Raw genomic sequence first — 20,088 nt, 5'->3', positions numbered from 1 at the left:
AAAAATATACCCTTGTTAAGTTAAATCACGATGGCTTCATGTCTCAGCAGTCCATTTTCTGCTGGCTGCATCATCGGTGGGAATCGGTCAGCGTGGAGCTGTAGTAGTAGTTTCCCTTTCTTGCTGTAACCCGCCTTATGAAACCCTGCTGCATGAAAGCAACCACCGCGTAAATGCTTCCCTACATAAGTGACTATCCCATCCTTTGGCGGCTCTCCCCAGAGGTGCCGCGTGATCCCGAGGGCCATCACAATAAGGTGACTGGAAAGGTAATCCCCTTCATTCCTAAACAATGTGCATTCCCAGGCATCCCAGCCATCGTCCCTGATGCCGTGCCATGTAACCCACAATGCCTTTTCATCCTCTGTGAGCAGGACCAGATTTTTCCCTGGTAGGCAGAACTGATTGCTACCAGGTTTCTGTCGGGTGTAATGCCGATCAGCCAGAGCCAGCGCCCTTTTGTCGCCTTTATTAATCAGGTTCCACGACATTCCTTTCACCCTCCCATTTATCACATCGATTGGTATGTATATCACATGATCCCAAGTAAAAGCTCTTTCTCGTCTACTACTTTATCTTTGGAAAATAAAAGTAGTAAGAAAACCCACTAGCCTACTCCGACAGTAACAAGAGATGCATTATCCACCCTATATAGTCAATAGCTACACCTTTTCCCTAAGTCATAAAGCTCGTTGCTCCTTCTCGCAATTGATAGTCTGAGACTATGGAAACCATAGTTTATTTGGAATAGTAAATAGGTTTATAAATCAGTAAAATAAGGTCGAAACAACCAATACTTCAATATAATAGGAGATGTTGTTCATGAAAAAAGTGCTTCTCACTTTATCTGCACTAGCTGTATCACTGGCAGGAACCCCAGCCGCTTTTGCAGAGTCACAAACTGCCGTTAAATCTGAAGCCAATTACCAAGCACAGGCAATAAACTACACTTTCTCCGCTGGCCTAGGCGAACCACAGCCAGGACCGGGAGATGCATTTAATTACCAATTTTGGGTGAATAGCCCTAGCCAGATTAAAGTAGTCGCTACGCAAAAATCTACCAAAACTCCCCTAATTGTGTATGACATTATGACAAGTACAGATGGTGGTAAAACTTGGGTCGATTCTGGTGTTGATGGAGTTTCCTTTACTGGTAATAGTACAGTTACTTATGCACCGAAACAAACTTTGCAACCCGGTTTCTACATGTTCTTATTGAAAAATTATGGGTCCAGATACACAAAAGTGGATGGAACTCTTAGTGTACTCCCACTACCATAAACTATTTTGGTAGAAGAAACCCTTGTGAAAAAACAGTGACATACCCAAGCAGTCTTAAAGCTGTCGAGAAATCTCGGCAGCTTTATTTATGCCCTTGAGCAAAAAATCTACCAATTACCGCTATATCACCTCTCCCCGTTGAGATTTGCATGATCAATTCCTCCTTGTTTTACAAATCGTGTGTTGAGTTTCCTATTCATTGACAACCTGATTGCCGCCCTCCAAAATGGTAATATGTGTGGATTCAGATTAGGAGAGAGCAGATATGCTCTTTCGCTCTTTCCTAAATTATCGAAAGGAGTGAAGATAAAAATGGATTTAGATAACTACAAACTCATTTGGACAACCGGAAAAGAAAATTATGTTTTAGTCAAGATGGATGGTCGTTATTTTGTTTGTAACCGAGTTACTAATACACTTTTGTTAATTGAAGATGAAGATCTGCATGAAGCGATTGTCAACGAAATGTTAAAAAATCAGTGCGAGATAGTAGAAGAGAGTTAAACTCAATTACCGTTTTGTAAAGCAACGTAAATGACTACTTTCATTAGTGACACGCTAATGACTTTCTGAGTAATCCCTAACTATCTATTCAGTTTTTGAAACCTCCTGATCTATACATTCAATCAAACTTGTAATAATATGGTTAAAAATGAAAATGAGGTGTCCATTTGCTTGGAGTAAATGTCTTCTTTTTTGTTACTTTGCTCGGTGTTTTAGGGTCATTACTGTGTACAGCAATTATTATCGGAAGACGATGTACAGAACCATCAAACGAACTCAGAAGACAAGTTGCAGTGCTTACCCGTGAAGTTGAAGAATTAAAATCTAAGAAGTTAAGTTAAACTTTAAGCATTTCTTGCTTAAGGTTTTTTTATTTCTCTACATAACTAAAATGTTAAATAACGATTTTTCCATGTGATAAAATTTCGATATACCTTTTATGGAGTGAACTTTGAAATGATACAAAAACATGAGGTTATCGACTTATTCTTATCTGCTTGTCCATCCTATAAAGAAAGATGGCTCCATTTTATTAGTGAAACTTACGACGATAGCGAAGAGCATCTTCCGTATATTGATGTCTCAGATTTCGCCCAACATGTAGATGAGCTTTACCAACAGCAAAAGTTAACCGAGTTCCCAATGATATTTGAGGTTTTAGAAATTCTCCATATCAACGGTGACGACTATGTTAAAGAATTAGCTACAATTGGGTTTCTGGAATCATTGCTAGGTTGTGAAATTTCAAGCTCAATTGAATGTTTTCTGATGCCCATTTCCCTAAATGGTGGATCTCATTAAATAAATTCATGTCTGGAGAAAATCGTTATGTTGGCGAAGACCAATAATACAACGTACACACTGTGTTAAATTGCTTGTTCCTTTCAAAAATGTGATTTAAACTTCAACTAAACTCTCTGTTTTGCAGAGACATATGGTGATGAATTATGAATAAGAGGCTAAGAAAAAAGATTCATAAACAGCTTTTGGTAGATATCTGTTTTGAGATTTGCGTATCTGCGCATTGGAGAAAAAAACTCAAACGCACTCCCTTCCATGTCCCAATCGAAATTAATGTCTTCAACTCAATGTATCTGCCTTCTGAACTTCGCCAAAAGATTAGACAATTCAACCTAAAATATTTTGTTAAAAAGCTACCATATCACTTTACACACGATTTTGGTTATTATCCGGATAATTATGTGTTTTTTTGCTTCACCCCACTTGAATTCCCTAGGGTAAAACAATTGTCAGTAAACAATCCAGCTACAATGTAACGGACATCCTGAAATTGCCCCTACTCTCCATCAAACCTGTTTTTATATAACATTGAACCATCGTTACAATCTGAGGAGGACCTTGTATGGACGTTGGTCAAAAAGATGGACAAGCATATACAAAGCAGGACCTAATCGATTTTATTCAAAGATCGCTCGCTGAGTTGGAAAACAATCCGGATTGGGAAAATGTCTCTCTAAGTCATTATCTCGAATCGATGGCTGCTTGGTTGAACACCCAATTAGCACCAGACACCCCTTCTTGGGAAGCTTTCGCGAAAATCTTAGAGGCATCCAAATACTACGAATAGTTCAAAGAGCTAATTAGCATATTGAGCAATTTGTTTAATCATGATCTGAAATATTCCGAAAATTACTATTCTTATAGTTCTCTACATATGTTAAGATGAAGCAAATGGTAAATATCCCCTTTTGTTGAGGTGATTAACTATGTGGAAGAATCTCCTTAAATCAATCAGCTCAAAAGGTAACATTTTCCCTTGCGAACATTACCCTGGCTGTATACGTTATCCACATGTGCCTTATTGCATCTGCACTTAGATGTAGCTAATCTCATGAAAGTACCGAGAAGGCTGTCCCAAAGCTATGAAAGTGGCAAGGGATGGCCTTTTTTATCGCTTATCTTTATCAAAATTCAGCTAGTGCGCCCTATTCCTTAATCAGTCGTACCCCTGACTTATGTACTAGTGACACCTTCCCAGATTTCTTCAGTCTCCTTTTTTTGTCCCAACTCCGTGTGGCATAATAAACACAAGGAGTTGGTCTCATGGAAGAGTTTATTTTATTACTCAGTCGAATGGTCTGAAGTCAGCTATTTGAAAGAGGCCTTAGATGACTAGCATAGGAATAATATCCGTGCTGACGTTGATCAAATCGTAGAGATACTACAATCCATTCCTGAAGAAGAACGGAAAGCGTTCTCCGATCAAGTAGATACTTTAGCTGAAATAGTAAAACGCAAATACGAAAAAAGCCGTTCACAATGAAGCTGAACAGGCTTTTGATCATATCTATGAGTTTTTTACATTCTCATCCTTATCCATGTGCATTAAAAGTGATATTGTCGATGTGTTCTTTAGAGACTGAACCTTTTACCTCCTTGACGTTCTCTGTCGTCTTCATCGCTGTTCCCGTCTTGTACACTCTGTCATTTCTCGTGACTATGTAATTGATAAGATTAAGAGCATTGCTCTTGATCCACAGATTGTTTTAGAGGTTTCGGAAGAAGGTCTTACCAGACATTGGACAATCTCTATGATGCTATTCAGTCCGGTGCAATTAAAGCTAACGCTGTAAGCGATCGGATTACAAATCTTGAAAAAGAACAGGAGTTAATTGAAACCCTGCTAATGGATTCAATTGGGAGGGATGTGCCAGAGAGGAATGTAGAGGAGTTTCATTCTTTGATTAGTCTAATTGGTGAAGACTGGAACTACCTGACGTTTGAGGAACAAAAAGTGATGATCAGGAAAATTATTAAGAAAGTGACATTGGCTAAAAACAAGACCGTCAAAATTACCTAGAACCTTATCGAGTAGTGTTTTCATTCTTTTGGAGCTTTGCCTTACCAAAACTCCAGTGCGAAAATCGTGTGGGCATTATTGAACCCTTTGGCGATCTCGGTAATTTCGTCAATGGATCGCTCCAGTTCTTTGCGCTCGTCGTTGGTCAATTTGTTTCGCCTCCCCCTTTTGCCGTCGGTCTACTTTATGTATATGGGGAACCGTGCTAAAAGACGCCAGCATTTAGAAAAGATATTGCGAATTATCAATTATACTGGTGGTAATCTTGGAGTAGATGTAAGAGAATCTATTTATAATAGCCCCTTTTTTCTGAGATGAGGTGCAGTGAGATAATGAAAACTTTTGGGTACTTCATTACTTTTCATACTAACTTGATAGTAGCTTACTTTATATACGATCAATCCAGCTATGTAAAACCTCTATTACAGTCTATTTTTATCGTGGCCTTAATCGTTATCATGGATTTCATTACGAATAAAAAGAGCAATCAAGTAAAGCACAAATAAAGATATTAGTTAAAGACGCTTGCCTCAAGAAGAAAAAAGGCATCCCCGATTGGAGACACCCTTGATTTGTTTTTCATCTTGCTACTTAACCCTTGAACCAGCCACGTACACCAGAATAAATAAGAGCTCCTGCGAATACGACCACAGTGATCAGACCCAATCCATCCACCACCGGGTCCACCCCACTTAGGAAGGAACCGTCCAACGGCGCTTTCAACAATGCGAAGCCACCAAGAAGCCCTCCTACGTTGGAAATCCATTTGTTCATATTACGTCACCTCCCGTCGCAGCGGCCTGTAAGCGTTGCCACCGCGATACTTTACTCTATGTCGGAGGTTGACAAGCGGCTTGTATGGTAGTCCAAGGCGTGTTCACCAAATTACAATTGGGCAATGTCTATCTTTTTACGCTAAAATAGAGGTCGGACAGATGTACAGGTTATGCGAAAAAAGGAGGGACGCACTCATGAAGCTGTTTTTGATGCTCGGCAGTATCAGTGGATTTCTTTCTGTTGCGTTGGGAGCATTCGGGGCACATGCACTGAAGGAAAAATTGGACGAATATTCGCTGGGCATTTTCCATACGGGCGTGACCTATCAGACGACACATGCACTGGCTCTGGTGCTAGTTGCTCTGTTGCTCAAATGGTACCCGGATTCTTCTGGCCTCGTTTGGGCAGGCTGGTGCTTTACAGCCGGAACGTTGATCTTCTCCGGCAGTCTCTACACACTGGCGATGACCGGCATTAAGGTTCTCGGTGCGATTACGCCGATTGGCGGAGTTTTGTTCCTTGCTGGCTGGGCGTTGCTTGCGATTCATGCATGGAAAACCGTATCGTAGACAAAAGCTTGCAAAAGGTTGGGATTTCATTCCCGGCCTTTTTTCTTTCCGCCATGACTTTAGCGGAACTCTGCCTAGCAATAACGCTAAATCCTGACACCCTCCATAGACGATCGCCATATGCTGTAGGGTTAGCAGTTACCCCACTCACAAGGAGAGGAAATCATGACAAAGCCCTCCTATACTCGCCCCTCGTACTTTTTTGGTGGAATACCAGATGTCTACATGCAGATGGGGTACTATCCGTTTCCCACTCCTTCTGCTACGGAACAGTTGAGTCGGAGTGTTCACATTCCGTATGCGATGTCGATGGCGGATCAATGCAAATACTTCATGGGGCAGTCGGAAAAAATAACCGTGGGCGATGGGGCTATCGGGATTGCTGCCTTGTCGAATCCCTTACGCTCCAGTGTTCATTTATTTGTCCATCACTGGATGATCACCAATCCATCCCCGCACCCGATAGAAGCACATTTCTTGTTTGGCAAAGCTTCCTCAATCACAGGTACGACTCTCTCACGTCAAGTGACTTCTGGTTATGTTCAACTCCCCGCTTGTCCAGCCGCCCAAGGGCAAATTTTGCATGGCACTGGTATGACAGATACCTTTTCTGATCACATTCATACTGCCACACGAATCATTCCGGCATCCTCTACCGTTGAGGCGACCCCTAGCGGACAGTGGATTCTCGGACCTGGCATGTCACTCATCGTTCGCGTTCCAAACACAGGTGAGAAGACATCCTTTTCGTTTTCAATAGACTGGTGGGAACAACCCGTATATGGGTAGCTCTCACTGGAACACTTGACGGACAAGTCTAGCCGCAACAAAAAAGGGAACCCCCAAAGGAGTTCCCTGTTATTTCACTTGATTTTTTCCTATACCATGTTGAAAAGCCAATTTTCACGTGATAAAATGAGAATTGGTCTGTCGGTCAATCGATGATATGTAACTATTTTATCTCCAATATAATAGTATCACATTCACTTTCGATTGTCAAACCTTCAGGCCAAAAATGGGGAACGAAAAAGGAGCGGTACCATGAGCGTGACTGATCAAGATCGGCAAAACGAACAACAACGTGTTGAACAAGTCATCTCAGAGATAAAGAACCGAATAGATGACCTCAAAGAGCATGTAAATGTCGTGAGCGAGGATATTATCGGCATTCGCAAGCATTTTTGGGACGACGTGACAGTCAACTTCGAGGATGCCATTGAAGCTGTCGAGACTTACGCCAGTATCAAGCAGCAAGCGGAGGTTCTGTCCGAGCGTGAACGCATCCATCGCCATGCCCAAAATCAGTTGCGTACGCTGCAGCGATTGTTGCACTCTCCCTATTTTGGCAGGATCGATTTTCAAGAAGAGCTGGAATCAAAGCCAGAAGCCATCTACCTTGGCATTTCTTCTTTGCTGGATAAAAACGACGAGGAGTTTCTCGTCTACGACTGGCGCGCTCCGATCTCCAGTCTGTATTATGACTACTCGCCGGGGCCAGCCGAGTACAATACACCAGGCGGTAGTGTAAATGGAGAGATTACGTGCAAAAGACAATACATCATTCGCGACGGCAAATTGCTGCACCTGTTCGATACGGGCGTGACGATTGGCGACGAGCTACTTCAGGAGGTACTCGGCAAACAGGCTGACTCGCAGATGAAAAGCATCGTGGCCACGATCCAACGGGATCAAAACCGCATCATCCGAAATGAACGCAGCCGACTCGTCATCGTCTCCGGAGCTGCCGGCAGCGGGAAGACGTCTGCGGCACTGCAACGAATCGCTTATTTGTTTTACCGTTATCGCAAGACATTGACCGCAGAGCAAATCGTCTTGTTTTCGCCCAACTCTTTGTTTAACAGCTACGTCTCGACCGTTCTTCCTGAGCTCGGCGAGGAAAATATGCAGCAAACGACTTTTCAGGAATACGCGGAGCATCGTCTCGGTGACGACTTCCAGTTGGAAAATCCGCTTGAACAGATGGAGTATGTACTGACAGCCAGTGGTCAGTCTGGATATGAGGCGCGGCTGGAAGGGATCCGTTTCAAGTCAAGCGCCTTGTTTTTGCAGGCCATGGATGAATTCGCGAATAGCTTGAAACAAGCTGGAATCATGTTTCTCCCTGTTACATTTAGGGACCAGACGCTAATCAGTGCGGCTCACATCCATGAACTGTTTTATTCTCTCGATACGAATCTGCCGATCCCCAATCGAATGGTACTCGTTGCAAAATCACTGCTGACAGAGCTGAAAAAAATGGAACAGCGCGAACGATCAAAGCCATGGGTAGAAGATGAAATGGAGCTGCTTGACCGAGATTCGTATGTAGCTGCCTATCAATCGCTGCGCCGCAAAAAGCAGTTTCGGGAGGATACCTTCGATGACTTCGAACGCGAGCAGGAGCTCTTAGCCACATGGATCGTCAAAAAACAGTTTCAGCCTCTGCGCGATTTTATCCGGGAGCTCCAATTTATTGATACTCGCGCTATTTACCGCCAGCTCTTCTTATCACCTGACTTGCTCGGGACGCTTGCGCCAAGCACTCTCCAACACGATGTATTAGACAAGTGGCCGGCAGTGTGCGAACAGACAGCAGAGCGTTTAGAGCAACAGTATTTGGCATGTGAAGACATCCCTCCTTATTTGTATTTGCAGGAACGATTGGAGGGCAAGCAGACGAACAACCTCGTCCGTCATGTCTTTCTCGATGAAGCCCAAGACTACTCCGCCTTTCAGTTCGCTCTCATCAAGAGCTTGTTTCCCCGTGCCAAAGTGACCGTGCTGGGAGACTGGAATCAGGCGATTTACGCCCATGCGTATCACCAAAATAGCTTCGATGCTGTCACATCCCTGTTTGAGCCTGAAGAGACGGAGACCTTCGTCCTGACCAAAAGCTACCGCTCCACCTATCCCATCGTCTTGTTTACGCGGCAACTTTTGCGAAACGGGGAGATGATTGAGCCTTTTATGCGCGATGGTCGCTTGCCAACTCTAACCAAGGCGACATCCCCTCAAGCTCATACCGATCAAATCGAAGCACGCATACGTGAGCTCACTGATCGTGGTCATCAGACGATCGCTGTTATCACAAAAACGCTAGAGGAAGCCCAAATCGTTCATGACGCTTTGCAAGAGAGATTGCCGATACGCTTGATCAAGCCCGCTACTCTTTCCTTCGAGAAAGGCATCTTGATCATTCCCTCTTACTTGGCAAAAGGAGTCGAGTTCGATGCAGTCATCCTTTATGATGCTTCCGCTACATGCTATGGCGAAGAAAGTGAACGCAAGCTTTTTTACACGGCATGTACACGTGCCATGCACGAGCTGCACCTTTACTATTCGGGTGAAAAAAGTCCATTTATAGATAACGTTTCTCCTGCTTATTACGAGCTGTTTGTTTAAAAAAAGAGATCCAGCTGACCGCTTACTGGTTCAGCCGGATCTTTTTTTCACCTTTTTAGACCTACACAAATCGTGACAAGCAACAGGATCAAATCCATCTCATAACCGCCCACAAAGCCTTTCGCCCATTTCACTGTCACAATCGCACCTGCCATGATCGCAGCTAATCCCCATGCGGCATATCTCGCCCCGACTCCAATGATCAGCGCGAGGCCGCCGAGCAGTTCTACGATCAACACCAGATACGCCAGCCACCCTGGCAAGCCGAGATCACCAAACGTCGTCACAACATTAGCCATCCCTTTTTGCAGTTTGGCAATGCCATGGATGAAAAACAAGATTCCCGTCGCGATTCGTAATAAAGAAAACGCTTTTTCGTAAGCCATCTTCTCTTATTCTCCCTCCCCTCCACCACTACCATATGCCCACTTGTGTACAATCAGTCTTGTGCTCTTCGGCGGGACAACAGCTCAAAGCTTTGATGCTTGCAACGAGGGCAGCCGCGTTTTTTCAATTGTTCGATCGTCACTATTTTTGCCTGTGCCCCTACCTGGATTGATCTTTTGCAACGCTTGCATTGATACTCACGCTTGGAAGGAGTCTCTTCGCCTGTGTACAACGACTCCAGAAATGGATGCTTGATCGTCGGAGTCGTCAGCTCTGTTGTGGTAAGTACGATCATCTGTCCCTTGTTTCCAATCATTTGCGCCGCTTCGTATTCATTGAAATGACTGAGCACCTCTCGTACGGTCAAGCCTGCCAACACGAACTCTCGTTGCATATTCAGCGTAAAATCAGGTGATTTATGCGCGAAGGACAGGAAGATGGACAGTCCTTTTTGCTTTTGCAGCGCACTGATTCCACGGGATAAAAACAGCGCCATTCCTTGCAGCGTGTAAGGTGGATCAGTAAAAAAGCAATCATAGCCACCCTGTAGCTTCTTCGGCAGCGGCTGCCGCAAATCAGCCTGATGGCAGGCGACGGTCAATGCTTTTTGCTTAGACACATCCGTAATGTACTGAAGAAAACGTTCATCGATATCGACTACTTCAATTTGCTCTGGACGTTGTTGATTCCCTGGAAACAAGCGCTTGAGCAAAAGTCCCAGTGAGATGCTGACCAAATCATCATCCCCGACACATAATATTTTTTTGCCCACCAAGCTCTGATGCCGCAAGCATAAGATTGCCCTGCGCAGGCTCGTCTCGACTGTGCATTTGGACTGATCGATTTGTACATCAGCTTGCGGACGCCCAGCAAAAATCATCTCCATCTCCGCTTGCAAGTCAGCCAGCTCGGTTTTCCAAGCTTCGTCGTCTCTTATCAGCTTTTCGTACAGCTTTCGATCCAGCCCACCATACCCTAGCTTTTGCTCAATGAACGCTTCCCCCTCTGCGGTGCATCTCACCCCGCTTCCTTGCTGTATGGCACCTGCCTTAATCAGCTCTTTTTTGATCGCAGTCGCCACAGGTATAGGCAATAGTACTTTTCTTGCCAGCTCTTTCGTAGGCAAATCCGGATGAAAATAACATGCTAGCAGAAACTGTTCGATCACTTGTTGACCTTCTTGTAAACGCACTTGTTTATAGGTGTCTTCGATATAATTTTTCATGTGGAGTACCTCTTTTCAAAAGGGATGGACCCATCGATGCATGCAAAAAAGGCAGAGCATGAACATTCGTTCATCTCCGCCTTGAGGGCATACGTTCGCTACGTGCGCGTGGATAGTCCCGCAAAAAAACCGTGCGTAAGAGCACGGTTCCCGTAGTCGAGCAAATGGGTAGATGGATGACCGTAAGTTCTTAACTAATCAAGGTCTCCTCTGTTCCATAGCAAATAAACTCACAGGACATGAGATTTTTGCCAAAAACAATGGGAGTACCCTATCCAGTTGCTTAGTTAAGAACACACACCGACATCAAAACGTCCCCTTTTGAAAAAGATACTTTCCATTATACGGCAATCGCAATCAATCGGCAAGAAGCTACATGGCAGTCTCTATAATCGCATTTCTAGGCTGCTTCCGCTGTTCATGCAATCTGCGTCCCAGCCAATAAAAGATCAAGCTGACCAGCGCCAATACTGCCATGACCCCAAACATCACGGGGCCACCATATGCGGTGAGCACCATACCACCTGCCCATGGTCCAAGGAAGCTCCCGAGCATCGTTGCGCTTTGTGCCCCATAGTAAGTCCCTCTCATATTCGCGGGACTGATCTCGTCGATTTGCGCATACTCCGCTGGTATGATCAAGATTTCCCCAAGCGTAAAAACGATCATCGCTGTCATAAACCAAGCCCAATTTGACGAAAAAGCAAAACCAACCTCTCCTATGGCCATCAATACAGCACCACCTGCTATCCTCGCAAACAAGGAGTACCGCTCAACCAACCTCGTTACTGGAATTTGCAAAAGCAGGACGGTAAATCCGTTGACGCTCATCAAGGTTCCAAACAAGGCGACACCCTCCGAAAAGTTTTCCCGCAAGTATTGGGAGAGCGTAACAGACATCTGACCGTACACCGTCACTAACAGGATTCCGCCTGTGACAAAGGTAAGAAGGACGACATCCCTTCTGAGCACTTGCCAGATCTCACCCAAACTGGCTCGCTCCACCGCTCCGTTCTCCCCACTGTTATCGGTGACGCCGCATCTCCGACATGCCACTACTAAAATGACGGCAAAGCTCATCAAGGATACCGCAGTCAGAATAAACGCCAGATTGCTGCCGGAAATCCCAAAAAAAGCACCGAGCATAGGACCAATCGCGAAGCCAAGATTGCTCGCAAGATAGCGATTTGAGAACACACGAAAACGTTTATGTTCGGGCGTCAAGTCACCCATCAACGCTTTTGAAACCGTCGCAAAAATCGATGCCGCGAATCCCATAATCATGCTGATTACCAATAAACCGATCGGATGTGCCAGTGTAATGAAGCCGATCATCGAGCACGCCATAGCAAGCAAGGAAAAAAACATCAGCTTTTGTCTGCCAAACAAATCCGAGAGAATCCCGCCAACAAATCCCCCTACTGTTCCAGCCAAAGGACCTGCCCCGATAATCAGCCCAATATAGGCATGAGAGAGCTTCGTCGTTTCACCGAGATAGATAGCCAAAAAAGGGATACTCATCGATTGGGTGAGCTGAACGAACACCGTCCCTGCCATCAAAAGATGAACAATCGGGTGATACGCCTCCCACACTTGCCTCATTTTGCTCATACTGATTCAACCTACCCTCTCAACAAAATCATGCTATTTCCGTAAGCAAAATCACTCTGATGCATGGAAGAAGGAACGAAGCAAGACCGGGAGACGCTCGACGAAGGCTTCTCGCAGACTGTAGTAGGAAATTGTCGTACTTCCTGTGTAGTGAGCACGAATCAGCCCCGCTCTGCGCAACGCCGTTACATGATGATGGACGGTGCTTTTTGCTAGGGACACTTGCTTCTGTAATTCACCGAGCGTGCACGTCTTTTTTGCCAGACAGCGCAAAATTTGCAGGCGCTTCTCATCCGCCAGACACTGTGTGATAGGCAACAGCTCCAAGAGTGGCTGTGGTTTGGTCATTGCCGCATCTTTGACAGGATACATGCAAGTGGCAAGCCCCCGATAAAAGTCGAGAACAGAAGAATGGGCACAATGGTATTGCGGGATCAGTACAACCTCTCGCAAATCTGCCATCGGCTCAATCCAGATACCGTTTGTAACATGATCGACCAAGTCGATTGGAGGGGTTTCTTTGGCGCGGGCCGTCAGCTCATCGGCACTCCGTTGCAGATTCTCCAAAATGCGGGGGTCCATCTTCGAAAAATAATGCTCATTCCACCGGGTAAGCAACGATAGGCTGCGATCACGGATTTCTCCCAAGTTCAGCGGGATTGTCTCCACCCACGGCGCGAGGCGCTCATAAATTTCACCGGGAGGAATGCTTTCCAGCCACCCAAGAAATTCTTCAACGGATTTGGTCTGGGGTGATTGCGCTACTAGCAGCACCAAGCGGTGGAGTACTTCCCAGCGTTCATCTGCGAGTTCATCTGCAAAAGACGCCGGGAGCTTTTGTTTTGTCTCCTCTAACCAAGCCGTACCAAGCAAACTATGCTTGCGCTCCTTTTCGTGAATGTAAGTGTAGAGGCTAATGATACATTCATACGCAGGAGACCATTCTACTCTGATCGAATATAATTCATTCATTCTATCACCATCGAACATTTAGTTTTTTTCAGTGTATCATTCTTATTTGATATTGCATAGCGCCATTTCGTTAGAATAGCTTTTAAGGTCCTTAATGGGGTCAACATAGTGGAGGAGAAGAAAAAGCACAGGGCTCTTCGACTCTGACACGCCAGCAGGTGGGATTCACTGTCCGTCTCCACTTCCAAAAGGGGACCGTCGAGCCAAAGCCACCCTACGGGCGGAAGTTTCTCAAAGAAGAAGTGTTCGACAAGCGTGGTCCCCTTTTGAAAGTTCCAACTGGGGAGGCGTTGTCAAGGTCTACGAGCCCTGTGCTTTTTCTTCTTACCAGCTTTGTTGGTTTATCGATACCATTTAAACCTTTGGCAAAAGCTTTACTGAAACCATGCAAGAAGCAGACGCTGAGGTGCCTTGTTCACACAAAAAAAGTAAGCCCCCAGCTTCACTAACTGACGAGGCTTACCTATACTAGCTTCCCTTATACAAACGGCGGGTCCCACGCTTTTTTTCGCCAACCCAACCGATGATCAACGACGTTCAAATCACGATCCAAGACAACATCTACACCAAATGGAAGCTTTCGGTTGTACCAAAAGCGCACGTCGCTCCACGTGACTTCATAACCGTCGGCAATCTCCTTCCACGTAACGTGGATTCGTTGAGCAAATCCGAGAAAAGCACGAACGCCATCCACACCGACAGTAGCCTGGATGATCGCATCACGCTGTTGCTTCGGATATACATCCTCCAGTATCACACGTGCATACTCGATTCTTCCTGTGTAAAACAGTTCCTCCGTCTCAACGACGAATCTCCAGTGAAATGGATGTATGCTCGGGAACACATGGGATATGCCCCTTGTTTCCAACGCCCTTACTACCCGTTTGACGTTACGGTGATGCTGCCAAGCCCGCACGCCAATATACACGAGCGTCATGCCATATGCTACCGGAAATAACACGCTAGGATCTCCTCTAAAAGCGATCCACCTGATCGCCGCTGCCAGATGAATCGCGAACACCAGTGGCTCAAAAATCGCGAGCACATCCAAATGCACCCAACGCTTGCTAATTGGACGAATACATTGGACTCCATAGGCGTTTAGCATATCGAGAAAAACATGCAGCACAACAGCCAACAGCGTCCATCCGTACAAAATACCGAACTGCCCCATGAGCCCAAACCCCCAGGCAAGAGAAAGACTAATGATGAGGGGCCACAGAAATAAGGCGGGAATCGAATGCGTAATTCCTCGATGAATGCGAATGTAAAAAGAAATACCGCGAAGTCTGGCCACAGTGTCGAAATCCGGGGCATGAGAACCCACTACCGTTGCAATCATTAGCGCCTGAGCAAGTGCCGGATCATTCGCCACTGCTGGCGTGATATGAGCTAACCCCGCCAGTGTGACACCCAACAAAAGATGACTGCCAGTGTCCATTACGATGCCTCCCTTTACAAGTACTCCCTTCCCTTTTACTGTACGAAAAAATAGCGAGGATTCTATAAACCGCAGGTAAATGTTATCCGAAGATTTCTTCTGCAATGTTAACAATCTCTCAACGAAAAAAGCAGCCTGTCAGAATAGTGACAGACTGCTTGGAACTAATTTATTCGTACATTTATGCTTCTTCTGTCAGGCGCAGGAATTCGTCGATGTCTGCCACAGCCAGGTCAACAGCTTTTTGCCAGAACTCAACTGTCGTCATATCCTCGCCGAGATGCTTCTTCGCCAAGTCTTCTACCATCAGGCGGCCCGTATCTTGGAGCAGTGCATCGTATTTCGGCGCGAAGGTCTCCCCTTCTTCGAGGGCACGCGCATAGACACTCATGCTGAACAAGTACCCGAATGTGTACGGGAAGTTATAGAACGGGTACGACGTGATATAGAAATGCAGCTTGGATGCCCAGAAATGCGGCTCATAATCTGCCAAAGCGTCGTTGTACGCTTGCTTTTGCGCCTCTTCCATGATTCGGTCGAGATCAGCCGCGCTCACGAGACCTTCTTTGCGCTTCTCATAGAAGTTTTTCTCGAAAATAAAGCGAGCGTGGATGTTCATGAAAAACGCGACGATGGATTGCAGCTTATCTTCCAAGAGCACCAGTTTTTCATCGTCATTGGCTGCATTTTTCACAGCAGCGTCAGCGAGGATCATCTCTGCGAAGGTCGATGCTGTTTCCGCTACGTTCATCGCGTAGTTTTGGTTAAGGGCTGGCAAATCCCACATGACTTGCTGATGATACGCATGCCCCAACTCATGTGCCAGTGTGGATACATTGCTTGCGCTTCCCGCATACGTCATGAACACGCGAGACTGTTTACTGACTGGGAAGCTCGTGCAGAATCCGCCTGGGCGCTTGCCAGAACGATCCTCTGCCTCGATCCATCCCTCATCGAATGCCTTTTGGGCAAACTCAGCCATGCTCGGATTGAAGCGATTGAATTGCTCCACGATCAGGGCAGCTGCTTCATCGTAAGACACTTCTTTATGTACCTTACCGACTGGAGCTCCTACATCGTACCAGCTCAGCTTGTCTACACCGAGTAGCTTTGCCTTGCGCTCCAGGTAGGCAACCAGACGATCCTTGCGATTGTCGATGGCCTGCCACATCGCGTCGAGTGTTTTTTCCTGCATCCGTCCAATATCCAGCGGCTCACGCAGGACGGAATCCCAGCCACGATGACGGTACAGAGAAAGACGGAAACCACCCAAGTGATTCAGCGCTTGTGCGCACAGCTCCGTTTCCTTGCCCCAAGCTTCAGTCCACTTTTCGAAAACATGGGAACGCACAGCACGGTCAGGACTGCTCATCAGGTTTGAAGCTTGCCCGACAGACAGCTGCTTCGTCTCCCCGTTGACCTCAACCTCAATGCTCATACGTCCCACGACCGCATTGTACAAGTCTTGCCAAGCGTGATAGCCGTCTACAGCTAAATCGTTTGCCAGCACTTCTTGTTCAGGCGACAGCTTTTCCTGTGCACGGCGGCGGCGCTCATTCAGCACAAAAGCAAGCGATTGCAATTCTTCGTCTGCCAACAAATTCTCCCATGCAGCCTCGTCGATAGCCAGCAGTTGTTCTTCCCATCTCGTCAATACTGCACCAAACGCAGCTGAGATGCTTTTTACACGACCACCCATCAGTTTGGCAGGCTCATCCTTTACATTTTGAGCAGTCAGGCAGGAAATGAATGCACCTGCTTGTCTCACTCGCACGGCAATGCTTTGAACTTGAGCGACAACTTCTTTGAAAGCGGCTGTTTCATGCAAACCAGCGCCAGATTGCTCGAAACGCGCTTTCAGGTTCGCAATATCCCCTTCCACTGTCACTAAAAACGCCCGAAAATCCTCTGATTCACTGCCACCAGGAAAAATCACATCCATATCCCAGCGTTGCGGCAATGCTTTTGTCATAGGTACCCCTCCTCAAAAAACTCCTTCGATAAAAATATTTCTATAATAAGGTAGCTATTCCCTCCCCATTTATTCATATCGTTAAAAAAGCGACTGCCATGTAAGCAGTCGCCAGCTTTTCACACCTATTGAACAGGGATCGAAAACGTCTCCCCTTGTTTTTCAACAACGATCTTATCCCTCTCGTCCCCCGCTGCTGCCAACAGACGCTCGAACGGCTCATCAACTGGCTCACGCGAGAGCACAAACGTATTCCAGTGAATAGGCACCAGCCACTTGGCTTTGGTCTCCTTGAACATTTGCCATGCTTGCTCTGGCGTACAATGCGCTGCCTGATACGAGTCTGGCTTATAGGCGCCGATCGGCATGAATACCAGATCGATTGGCCCGAATTGCTTCGGCAAATTTTCCATGGAGATATAAGCGGTATCGCCGGGATAGAGGATGCGCACACCATTTTTCTCAATCATATAGCCGTTGTAGCCATACTCATGATTCCATGGAAAACGGTTGCCCCAATGTCGGACAGGAATCGCCGTAATCGTCATTCCTTCTTTGGTTGTAATGACTTCTCCCGGCTGCATTTCCTCATATGAACCAAATGACATATGCTTGAATAGTTTGCTCGTCTGGTGCGCTGTAATGACATGTGTGGATCGATTCGCTATTTTCTGCAAGGTTGGCAGATCGACATGATCCAAATGGGCATGCGATAGCAAAACGATATCTACCTCGCCAAGTTCAGAAAAGTCGAGGGCAGGAGGTGTAAAGCGCTTGGGACCAAAATGGACACCTGCTAGCTTAATCCCCAGCTTCTCGCCCAAAACCGGATCCGTCAGTATTTTCGTACCAAACATATTCAACAGAATCGTCGAGTGGCCGATCCATGTAAATGTAACCTCATCGTGACTCCAGTCGGCAGGCACTGGCTTTTTCGTGTCCAGATGACGAAACTCCGGCTTCGGAAGCTGTCCCATATGGTACCAGTAGCGGTAAACCACATAGCCAATCAATCCGAGTGTGAGAACCCCCACTATGGAGCCTACCCATGTAAAAAAGTTGAGCATCAGACAACTCCCTTTATCCAGCTGTGATTTCCCCATTATAGCAAAAGGCATCCTTGCTGTAGCAAGCCTAAAAAAGCGGCAAACTGCTTTTTACGCTCGCTTACTTCCTCCTGCCGGGCTTGTTATAATTGCTAGAGAAAAACGTAGAGAATCGAGGAGAAACCCATGATCCTGCACAAGGGAGAAGTCCTGTTCCGACAAGGCGAAGCTGGACCGCTCTACCATCTGAAGAGCGGTCTGTTAAAAATCGTTCGGGTACATGCAGACGGAGCATTGACGCTAGTCAACATCATCGTTCCAGATGAGATCATTCCGCATCATTCATTGATGAGCCCGAATCCCTATTACGGGACAGCAATCGCTCTCGTGACCTGTGAGATCGAAGTGCTGTCTGCCCCGGATTGGTATCGCCATCTGGATGACCATCCTGAAAAGTGTCGTGATATCGCGCTACAGCTGCAAGGGAAGCTGCGGATGATGCAGCAGCGTATCGACCAACTGACCGAAGTCTCTCCTGCTGAAAAGCTTCGCAAGCTCCAGCTTTGGTTTCAGACATTCATTCCTGTCGCCTCGCTTTCGGAGTTGCTGACTCAGGATGAAATCGGTCAACTCATCGGACTTCGCCGCGAAACGGTAAATCGACTACTGCGCGCTCAAGCTGCGAATCGCGAGTAAGCATACGCTTTTTTCGTAGGAGCCTTTTTATGCCAAGGTCGCTGCCGGACCAAAAAACTCAAAATGAATGTCTTCTGCTGGCACTCCCCATTCCAACAGGGCACCGTTGATTGTTTTCATGAATGGAATTGGACCACAGAAATAGTAGCTCGCCTCTTTTGTATCAATGACCTTTTGCAGCCACGGCAAGTCGATATATCCCTCTTTCTGGAAAGCTCCGTTCAATCGATCTTGTTCGGTCGGCTGTGTATAGCACCAGTGAACAGAAAGCTGCGGATGTTTTGCGGCCAACTCCTCTACTGACTGCTTCATAGCATGCACATTTCCGTTTTTGGCTGCGTGAATGAAGGTGATCGGACGGTCTGTTCCCGATTTGATCAGTGTGTTCAGCATGCTGATCATTGGGGTCAATCCAACACCACCACTGAGTAGCACAACCGGACGGCTGTCCTCTTGCTGTAAAGTAAAATCTCCAGCCGGTGCAGACAACTGCAGTCTATCTCCTTCCTTCACTTCCTCTGACAAATAAACAGATACTTTTCCTGCTGGCTTATCCTGCATCGCGTCCTCGCGTTTGACAGAAATGCGGTAGTACGCATTGCCTGGCGCATCAGAGAGACTATACTGGCGAATGTGCGTAAATTGCTCGCCCGGTAATTCTACCTTGATGCTGACATACTGCCCTGGCTCATAGCTGGAGATCGGTTGACCATCCGCCGGCACCAGATAAAAGGAAGTGATTACGTCGCTTTCCTTCACCTTGCGTTGGACGATAAACTCTCTGAAATCTACCCATCCTCCAGGCTGTCCGCTCGCCTCTTCATACATTTCGTGTTCTACACCGATGAAGGCATCCGCAATAACCCCATACGCTTCCGCCCACGCCTGTAAAATCTCGTCCGTAGCCGCATCCCCAAGTACGTCTTTGATCGCAGCTAGCAGATTTTCCCCGACGATCGGGTAGTGTTCGGCCTTCACTCCCAAGCTGCGGTGCTTGTGTCCAATTTGCTTCACAACAGGCAAAATCGTTTCCAGCTTATCGATATATAAAGCCGCAGCATACACCGCATTTGCCAGAGCTGCTTGCTGTCTACCCTGCTTTTGATTGGCATGGTTGAAAATATTGAGAAGCTCAGGGTGCTTAGCAAACATCATTTGATAAAAACGTTTTGTAATGGCAGTTCCATGCACCTCTAGGACAGGAACGGTTGATTTTATGATTTCAATGGTTTTTTGACTTAACATCGTAGAACCTCCTTGAAGTGCTTCGTTCTTTCTATATTTCAAGTGTACGGGAGGTTCACAGATACACATGTGATTCTGGTCACAGGAAATCGAAACGATTTGTGACATTTCAAAACACCCTAAGAAAAAGTCGTCCCCC

At 46.3% G+C, this 20,088-nt stretch carries 19 protein-coding genes and 1 pseudogene; 9 read left to right on the top strand and 11 right to left on the bottom strand.

Annotated features, from left to right (window positions below; all coding sequences use genetic code 11):
- Nucleotides 1-20: 20 nt before the first annotated feature.
- On the bottom strand, nt 21-491 hold the full coding sequence (locus tag ACUUHJ_RS06520; RefSeq protein ID WP_289676523.1) for a hypothetical protein: 471 nt from the start codon (nt 489-491) through the stop codon (nt 21-23).
- A gap of 331 nt (nt 492-822) precedes the next feature.
- Here ACUUHJ_RS06520 and ACUUHJ_RS06515 point away from each other — a divergent pair, with 331 nt between their 5' ends.
- The 5 genes from ACUUHJ_RS06515 (at nt 823) to ACUUHJ_RS06495 (ending at nt 4,606) form a co-directional block, all read left to right on the top strand.
- Nucleotides 823-1,281 (top strand): hypothetical protein, encoded by a 459-nt coding sequence (locus tag ACUUHJ_RS06515; RefSeq protein ID WP_289676522.1) that lies wholly within the window; start codon nt 823-825, stop codon nt 1,279-1,281.
- Between the two features lie 312 nt (nt 1,282-1,593).
- A complete protein-coding gene (locus ACUUHJ_RS06510) occupies nt 1,594-1,785 on the top strand; it encodes a hypothetical protein (protein WP_173621483.1) in 192 nt (63 codons plus the stop codon).
- A gap of 456 nt (nt 1,786-2,241) precedes the next feature.
- Complete coding sequence (locus ACUUHJ_RS06505) at nt 2,242-2,586, top strand: DUF7674 family protein (RefSeq protein WP_472298487.1); 345 nt, start codon at nt 2,242-2,244, stop codon at nt 2,584-2,586.
- A 562-nt stretch (nt 2,587-3,148) separates the two neighbouring features.
- Nucleotides 3,149-3,373, top strand: a complete 225-nt coding sequence (locus ACUUHJ_RS06500) for a DUF7660 family protein (RefSeq protein ID WP_289676521.1) — start codon at nt 3,149-3,151, stop codon at nt 3,371-3,373.
- Between the two features lie 951 nt (nt 3,374-4,324).
- Nucleotides 4,325-4,606 (top strand): hypothetical protein, encoded by a 282-nt coding sequence (locus tag ACUUHJ_RS06495; protein WP_472298486.1) that lies wholly within the window; start codon nt 4,325-4,327, stop codon nt 4,604-4,606.
- A 7-nt stretch (nt 4,607-4,613) separates the two neighbouring features.
- Here ACUUHJ_RS06495 and ACUUHJ_RS06490 read toward each other — a convergent pair.
- Nucleotides 4,614-4,755 (bottom strand): annotated as a pseudogene (locus tag ACUUHJ_RS06490) (stage V sporulation protein R); the annotation flags it as partial.
- A 442-nt stretch (nt 4,756-5,197) separates the two neighbouring features.
- Complete coding sequence (locus ACUUHJ_RS06485; protein ID WP_172142071.1) at nt 5,198-5,380, bottom strand: hypothetical protein; 183 nt, start codon at nt 5,378-5,380, stop codon at nt 5,198-5,200.
- Nucleotides 5,381-5,577: 197 nt separating this feature from the next.
- On the opposite strand from ACUUHJ_RS06485, the gene ACUUHJ_RS06480 reads away from it, so the two are divergent.
- From ACUUHJ_RS06480 to helD, 3 genes are all read left to right on the top strand, one after another.
- Nucleotides 5,578-5,952, top strand: coding sequence for a DUF423 domain-containing protein (locus ACUUHJ_RS06480; RefSeq protein WP_012684886.1), 375 nt, complete (start codon nt 5,578-5,580; stop codon nt 5,950-5,952).
- A gap of 165 nt (nt 5,953-6,117) precedes the next feature.
- On the top strand, nt 6,118-6,741 hold the full coding sequence (locus ACUUHJ_RS06475) for a DUF6143 family protein (protein ID WP_172142075.1): 624 nt from the start codon (nt 6,118-6,120) through the stop codon (nt 6,739-6,741).
- Between the two features lie 252 nt (nt 6,742-6,993).
- Complete coding sequence (gene helD / locus ACUUHJ_RS06470; protein ID WP_472298485.1) at nt 6,994-9,354, top strand: RNA polymerase recycling motor HelD; 2,361 nt, start codon at nt 6,994-6,996, stop codon at nt 9,352-9,354.
- A gap of 47 nt (nt 9,355-9,401) precedes the next feature.
- Here helD and ACUUHJ_RS06465 read toward each other — a convergent pair whose 3' ends face one another.
- The 7 genes from ACUUHJ_RS06465 to ACUUHJ_RS06435 form a co-directional block, all read right to left on the bottom strand.
- Nucleotides 9,402-9,740 carry a DoxX family protein gene (locus ACUUHJ_RS06465; protein WP_289676515.1) on the bottom strand — a complete coding sequence of 113 codons (339 nt, stop codon included), beginning with the start codon at nt 9,738-9,740 and terminating at the stop codon, nt 9,402-9,404.
- 53 nt (nt 9,741-9,793) lie between these two features.
- Nucleotides 9,794-10,966, bottom strand: a complete 1,173-nt coding sequence (locus ACUUHJ_RS06460; protein ID WP_472298484.1) for a bis-aminopropyl spermidine synthase family protein — start codon at nt 10,964-10,966, stop codon at nt 9,794-9,796.
- Between the two features lie 372 nt (nt 10,967-11,338).
- Nucleotides 11,339-12,577 carry an MDR family MFS transporter gene (locus ACUUHJ_RS06455; RefSeq protein WP_289676513.1) on the bottom strand — a complete coding sequence of 413 codons (1,239 nt, stop codon included), beginning with the start codon at nt 12,575-12,577 and terminating at the stop codon, nt 11,339-11,341.
- A gap of 51 nt (nt 12,578-12,628) precedes the next feature.
- Entirely contained in the window at nt 12,629-13,549 is a 921-nt protein-coding gene (locus ACUUHJ_RS06450) for an ArsR/SmtB family transcription factor (protein WP_472298483.1), read from the bottom strand.
- Nucleotides 13,550-14,027: 478 nt separating this feature from the next.
- A complete protein-coding gene (locus ACUUHJ_RS06445) occupies nt 14,028-14,990 on the bottom strand; it encodes a metal-dependent hydrolase (protein WP_472298482.1) in 963 nt (320 codons plus the stop codon).
- A gap of 181 nt (nt 14,991-15,171) precedes the next feature.
- Nucleotides 15,172-16,962, bottom strand: coding sequence for a M3 family oligoendopeptidase (locus ACUUHJ_RS06440; RefSeq protein ID WP_472298481.1), 1,791 nt, complete (start codon nt 16,960-16,962; stop codon nt 15,172-15,174).
- A gap of 125 nt (nt 16,963-17,087) precedes the next feature.
- Entirely contained in the window at nt 17,088-18,029 is a 942-nt protein-coding gene (locus tag ACUUHJ_RS06435; RefSeq protein ID WP_472301149.1) for an MBL fold metallo-hydrolase, read from the bottom strand.
- 165 nt (nt 18,030-18,194) lie between these two features.
- On the opposite strand from ACUUHJ_RS06435, the gene ACUUHJ_RS06430 reads away from it, so the two are divergent.
- Nucleotides 18,195-18,704, top strand: coding sequence for a Crp/Fnr family transcriptional regulator (locus tag ACUUHJ_RS06430; protein ID WP_064201699.1), 510 nt, complete (start codon nt 18,195-18,197; stop codon nt 18,702-18,704).
- Between the two features lie 27 nt (nt 18,705-18,731).
- On the opposite strand, the gene hmpA is transcribed toward ACUUHJ_RS06430, so the two are convergent.
- Nucleotides 18,732-19,949, bottom strand: a complete 1,218-nt coding sequence (gene hmpA / locus ACUUHJ_RS06425; RefSeq protein ID WP_472298480.1) for an NO-inducible flavohemoprotein — start codon at nt 19,947-19,949, stop codon at nt 18,732-18,734.
- Nucleotides 19,950-20,088: the final 139 nt, after the last annotated feature.

Source organism: Brevibacillus schisleri (genome assembly GCF_055685845.1).
Note: the sequence above shows the minus strand (reverse complement) of the source record. Positions and strands in the feature narration are given on the sequence as shown.

Coding starts and splice junctions, on each gene's coding strand:
- ACUUHJ_RS06520 (WP_289676523.1), bottom strand. CDS start 491: ATGTCGTGGAACCTGATTAATAAAGGCGACAAAAGGGCGCTGGCTCTG.
- ACUUHJ_RS06515 (WP_289676522.1), top strand. CDS start 823: ATGAAAAAAGTGCTTCTCACTTTATCTGCACTAGCTGTATCACTGGCA.
- ACUUHJ_RS06510 (WP_173621483.1), top strand. CDS start 1,594: ATGGATTTAGATAACTACAAACTCATTTGGACAACCGGAAAAGAAAAT.
- ACUUHJ_RS06505 (WP_472298487.1), top strand. CDS start 2,242: ATGATACAAAAACATGAGGTTATCGACTTATTCTTATCTGCTTGTCCA.
- ACUUHJ_RS06500 (WP_289676521.1), top strand. CDS start 3,149: ATGGACGTTGGTCAAAAAGATGGACAAGCATATACAAAGCAGGACCTA.
- ACUUHJ_RS06485 (WP_172142071.1), bottom strand. CDS start 5,380: ATGAACAAATGGATTTCCAACGTAGGAGGGCTTCTTGGTGGCTTCGCA.
- ACUUHJ_RS06480 (WP_012684886.1), top strand. CDS start 5,578: ATGAAGCTGTTTTTGATGCTCGGCAGTATCAGTGGATTTCTTTCTGTT.
- ACUUHJ_RS06475 (WP_172142075.1), top strand. CDS start 6,118: ATGACAAAGCCCTCCTATACTCGCCCCTCGTACTTTTTTGGTGGAATA.
- helD (WP_472298485.1), top strand. CDS start 6,994: ATGAGCGTGACTGATCAAGATCGGCAAAACGAACAACAACGTGTTGAA.
- ACUUHJ_RS06465 (WP_289676515.1), bottom strand. CDS start 9,740: ATGGCTTACGAAAAAGCGTTTTCTTTATTACGAATCGCGACGGGAATC.
- ACUUHJ_RS06460 (WP_472298484.1), bottom strand. CDS start 10,966: ATGAAAAATTATATCGAAGACACCTATAAACAAGTGCGTTTACAAGAA.
- ACUUHJ_RS06455 (WP_289676513.1), bottom strand. CDS start 12,577: ATGAGCAAAATGAGGCAAGTGTGGGAGGCGTATCACCCGATTGTTCAT.
- ACUUHJ_RS06450 (WP_472298483.1), bottom strand. CDS start 13,549: ATGAATGAATTATATTCGATCAGAGTAGAATGGTCTCCTGCGTATGAA.
- ACUUHJ_RS06445 (WP_472298482.1), bottom strand. CDS start 14,990: ATGGACACTGGCAGTCATCTTTTGTTGGGTGTCACACTGGCGGGGTTA.
- ACUUHJ_RS06440 (WP_472298481.1), bottom strand. CDS start 16,962: ATGACAAAAGCATTGCCGCAACGCTGGGATATGGATGTGATTTTTCCT.
- ACUUHJ_RS06435 (WP_472301149.1), bottom strand. CDS start 18,029: ATGCTCAACTTTTTTACATGGGTAGGCTCCATAGTGGGGGTTCTCACA.
- ACUUHJ_RS06430 (WP_064201699.1), top strand. CDS start 18,195: ATGATCCTGCACAAGGGAGAAGTCCTGTTCCGACAAGGCGAAGCTGGA.
- hmpA (WP_472298480.1), bottom strand. CDS start 19,949: ATGTTAAGTCAAAAAACCATTGAAATCATAAAATCAACCGTTCCTGTC.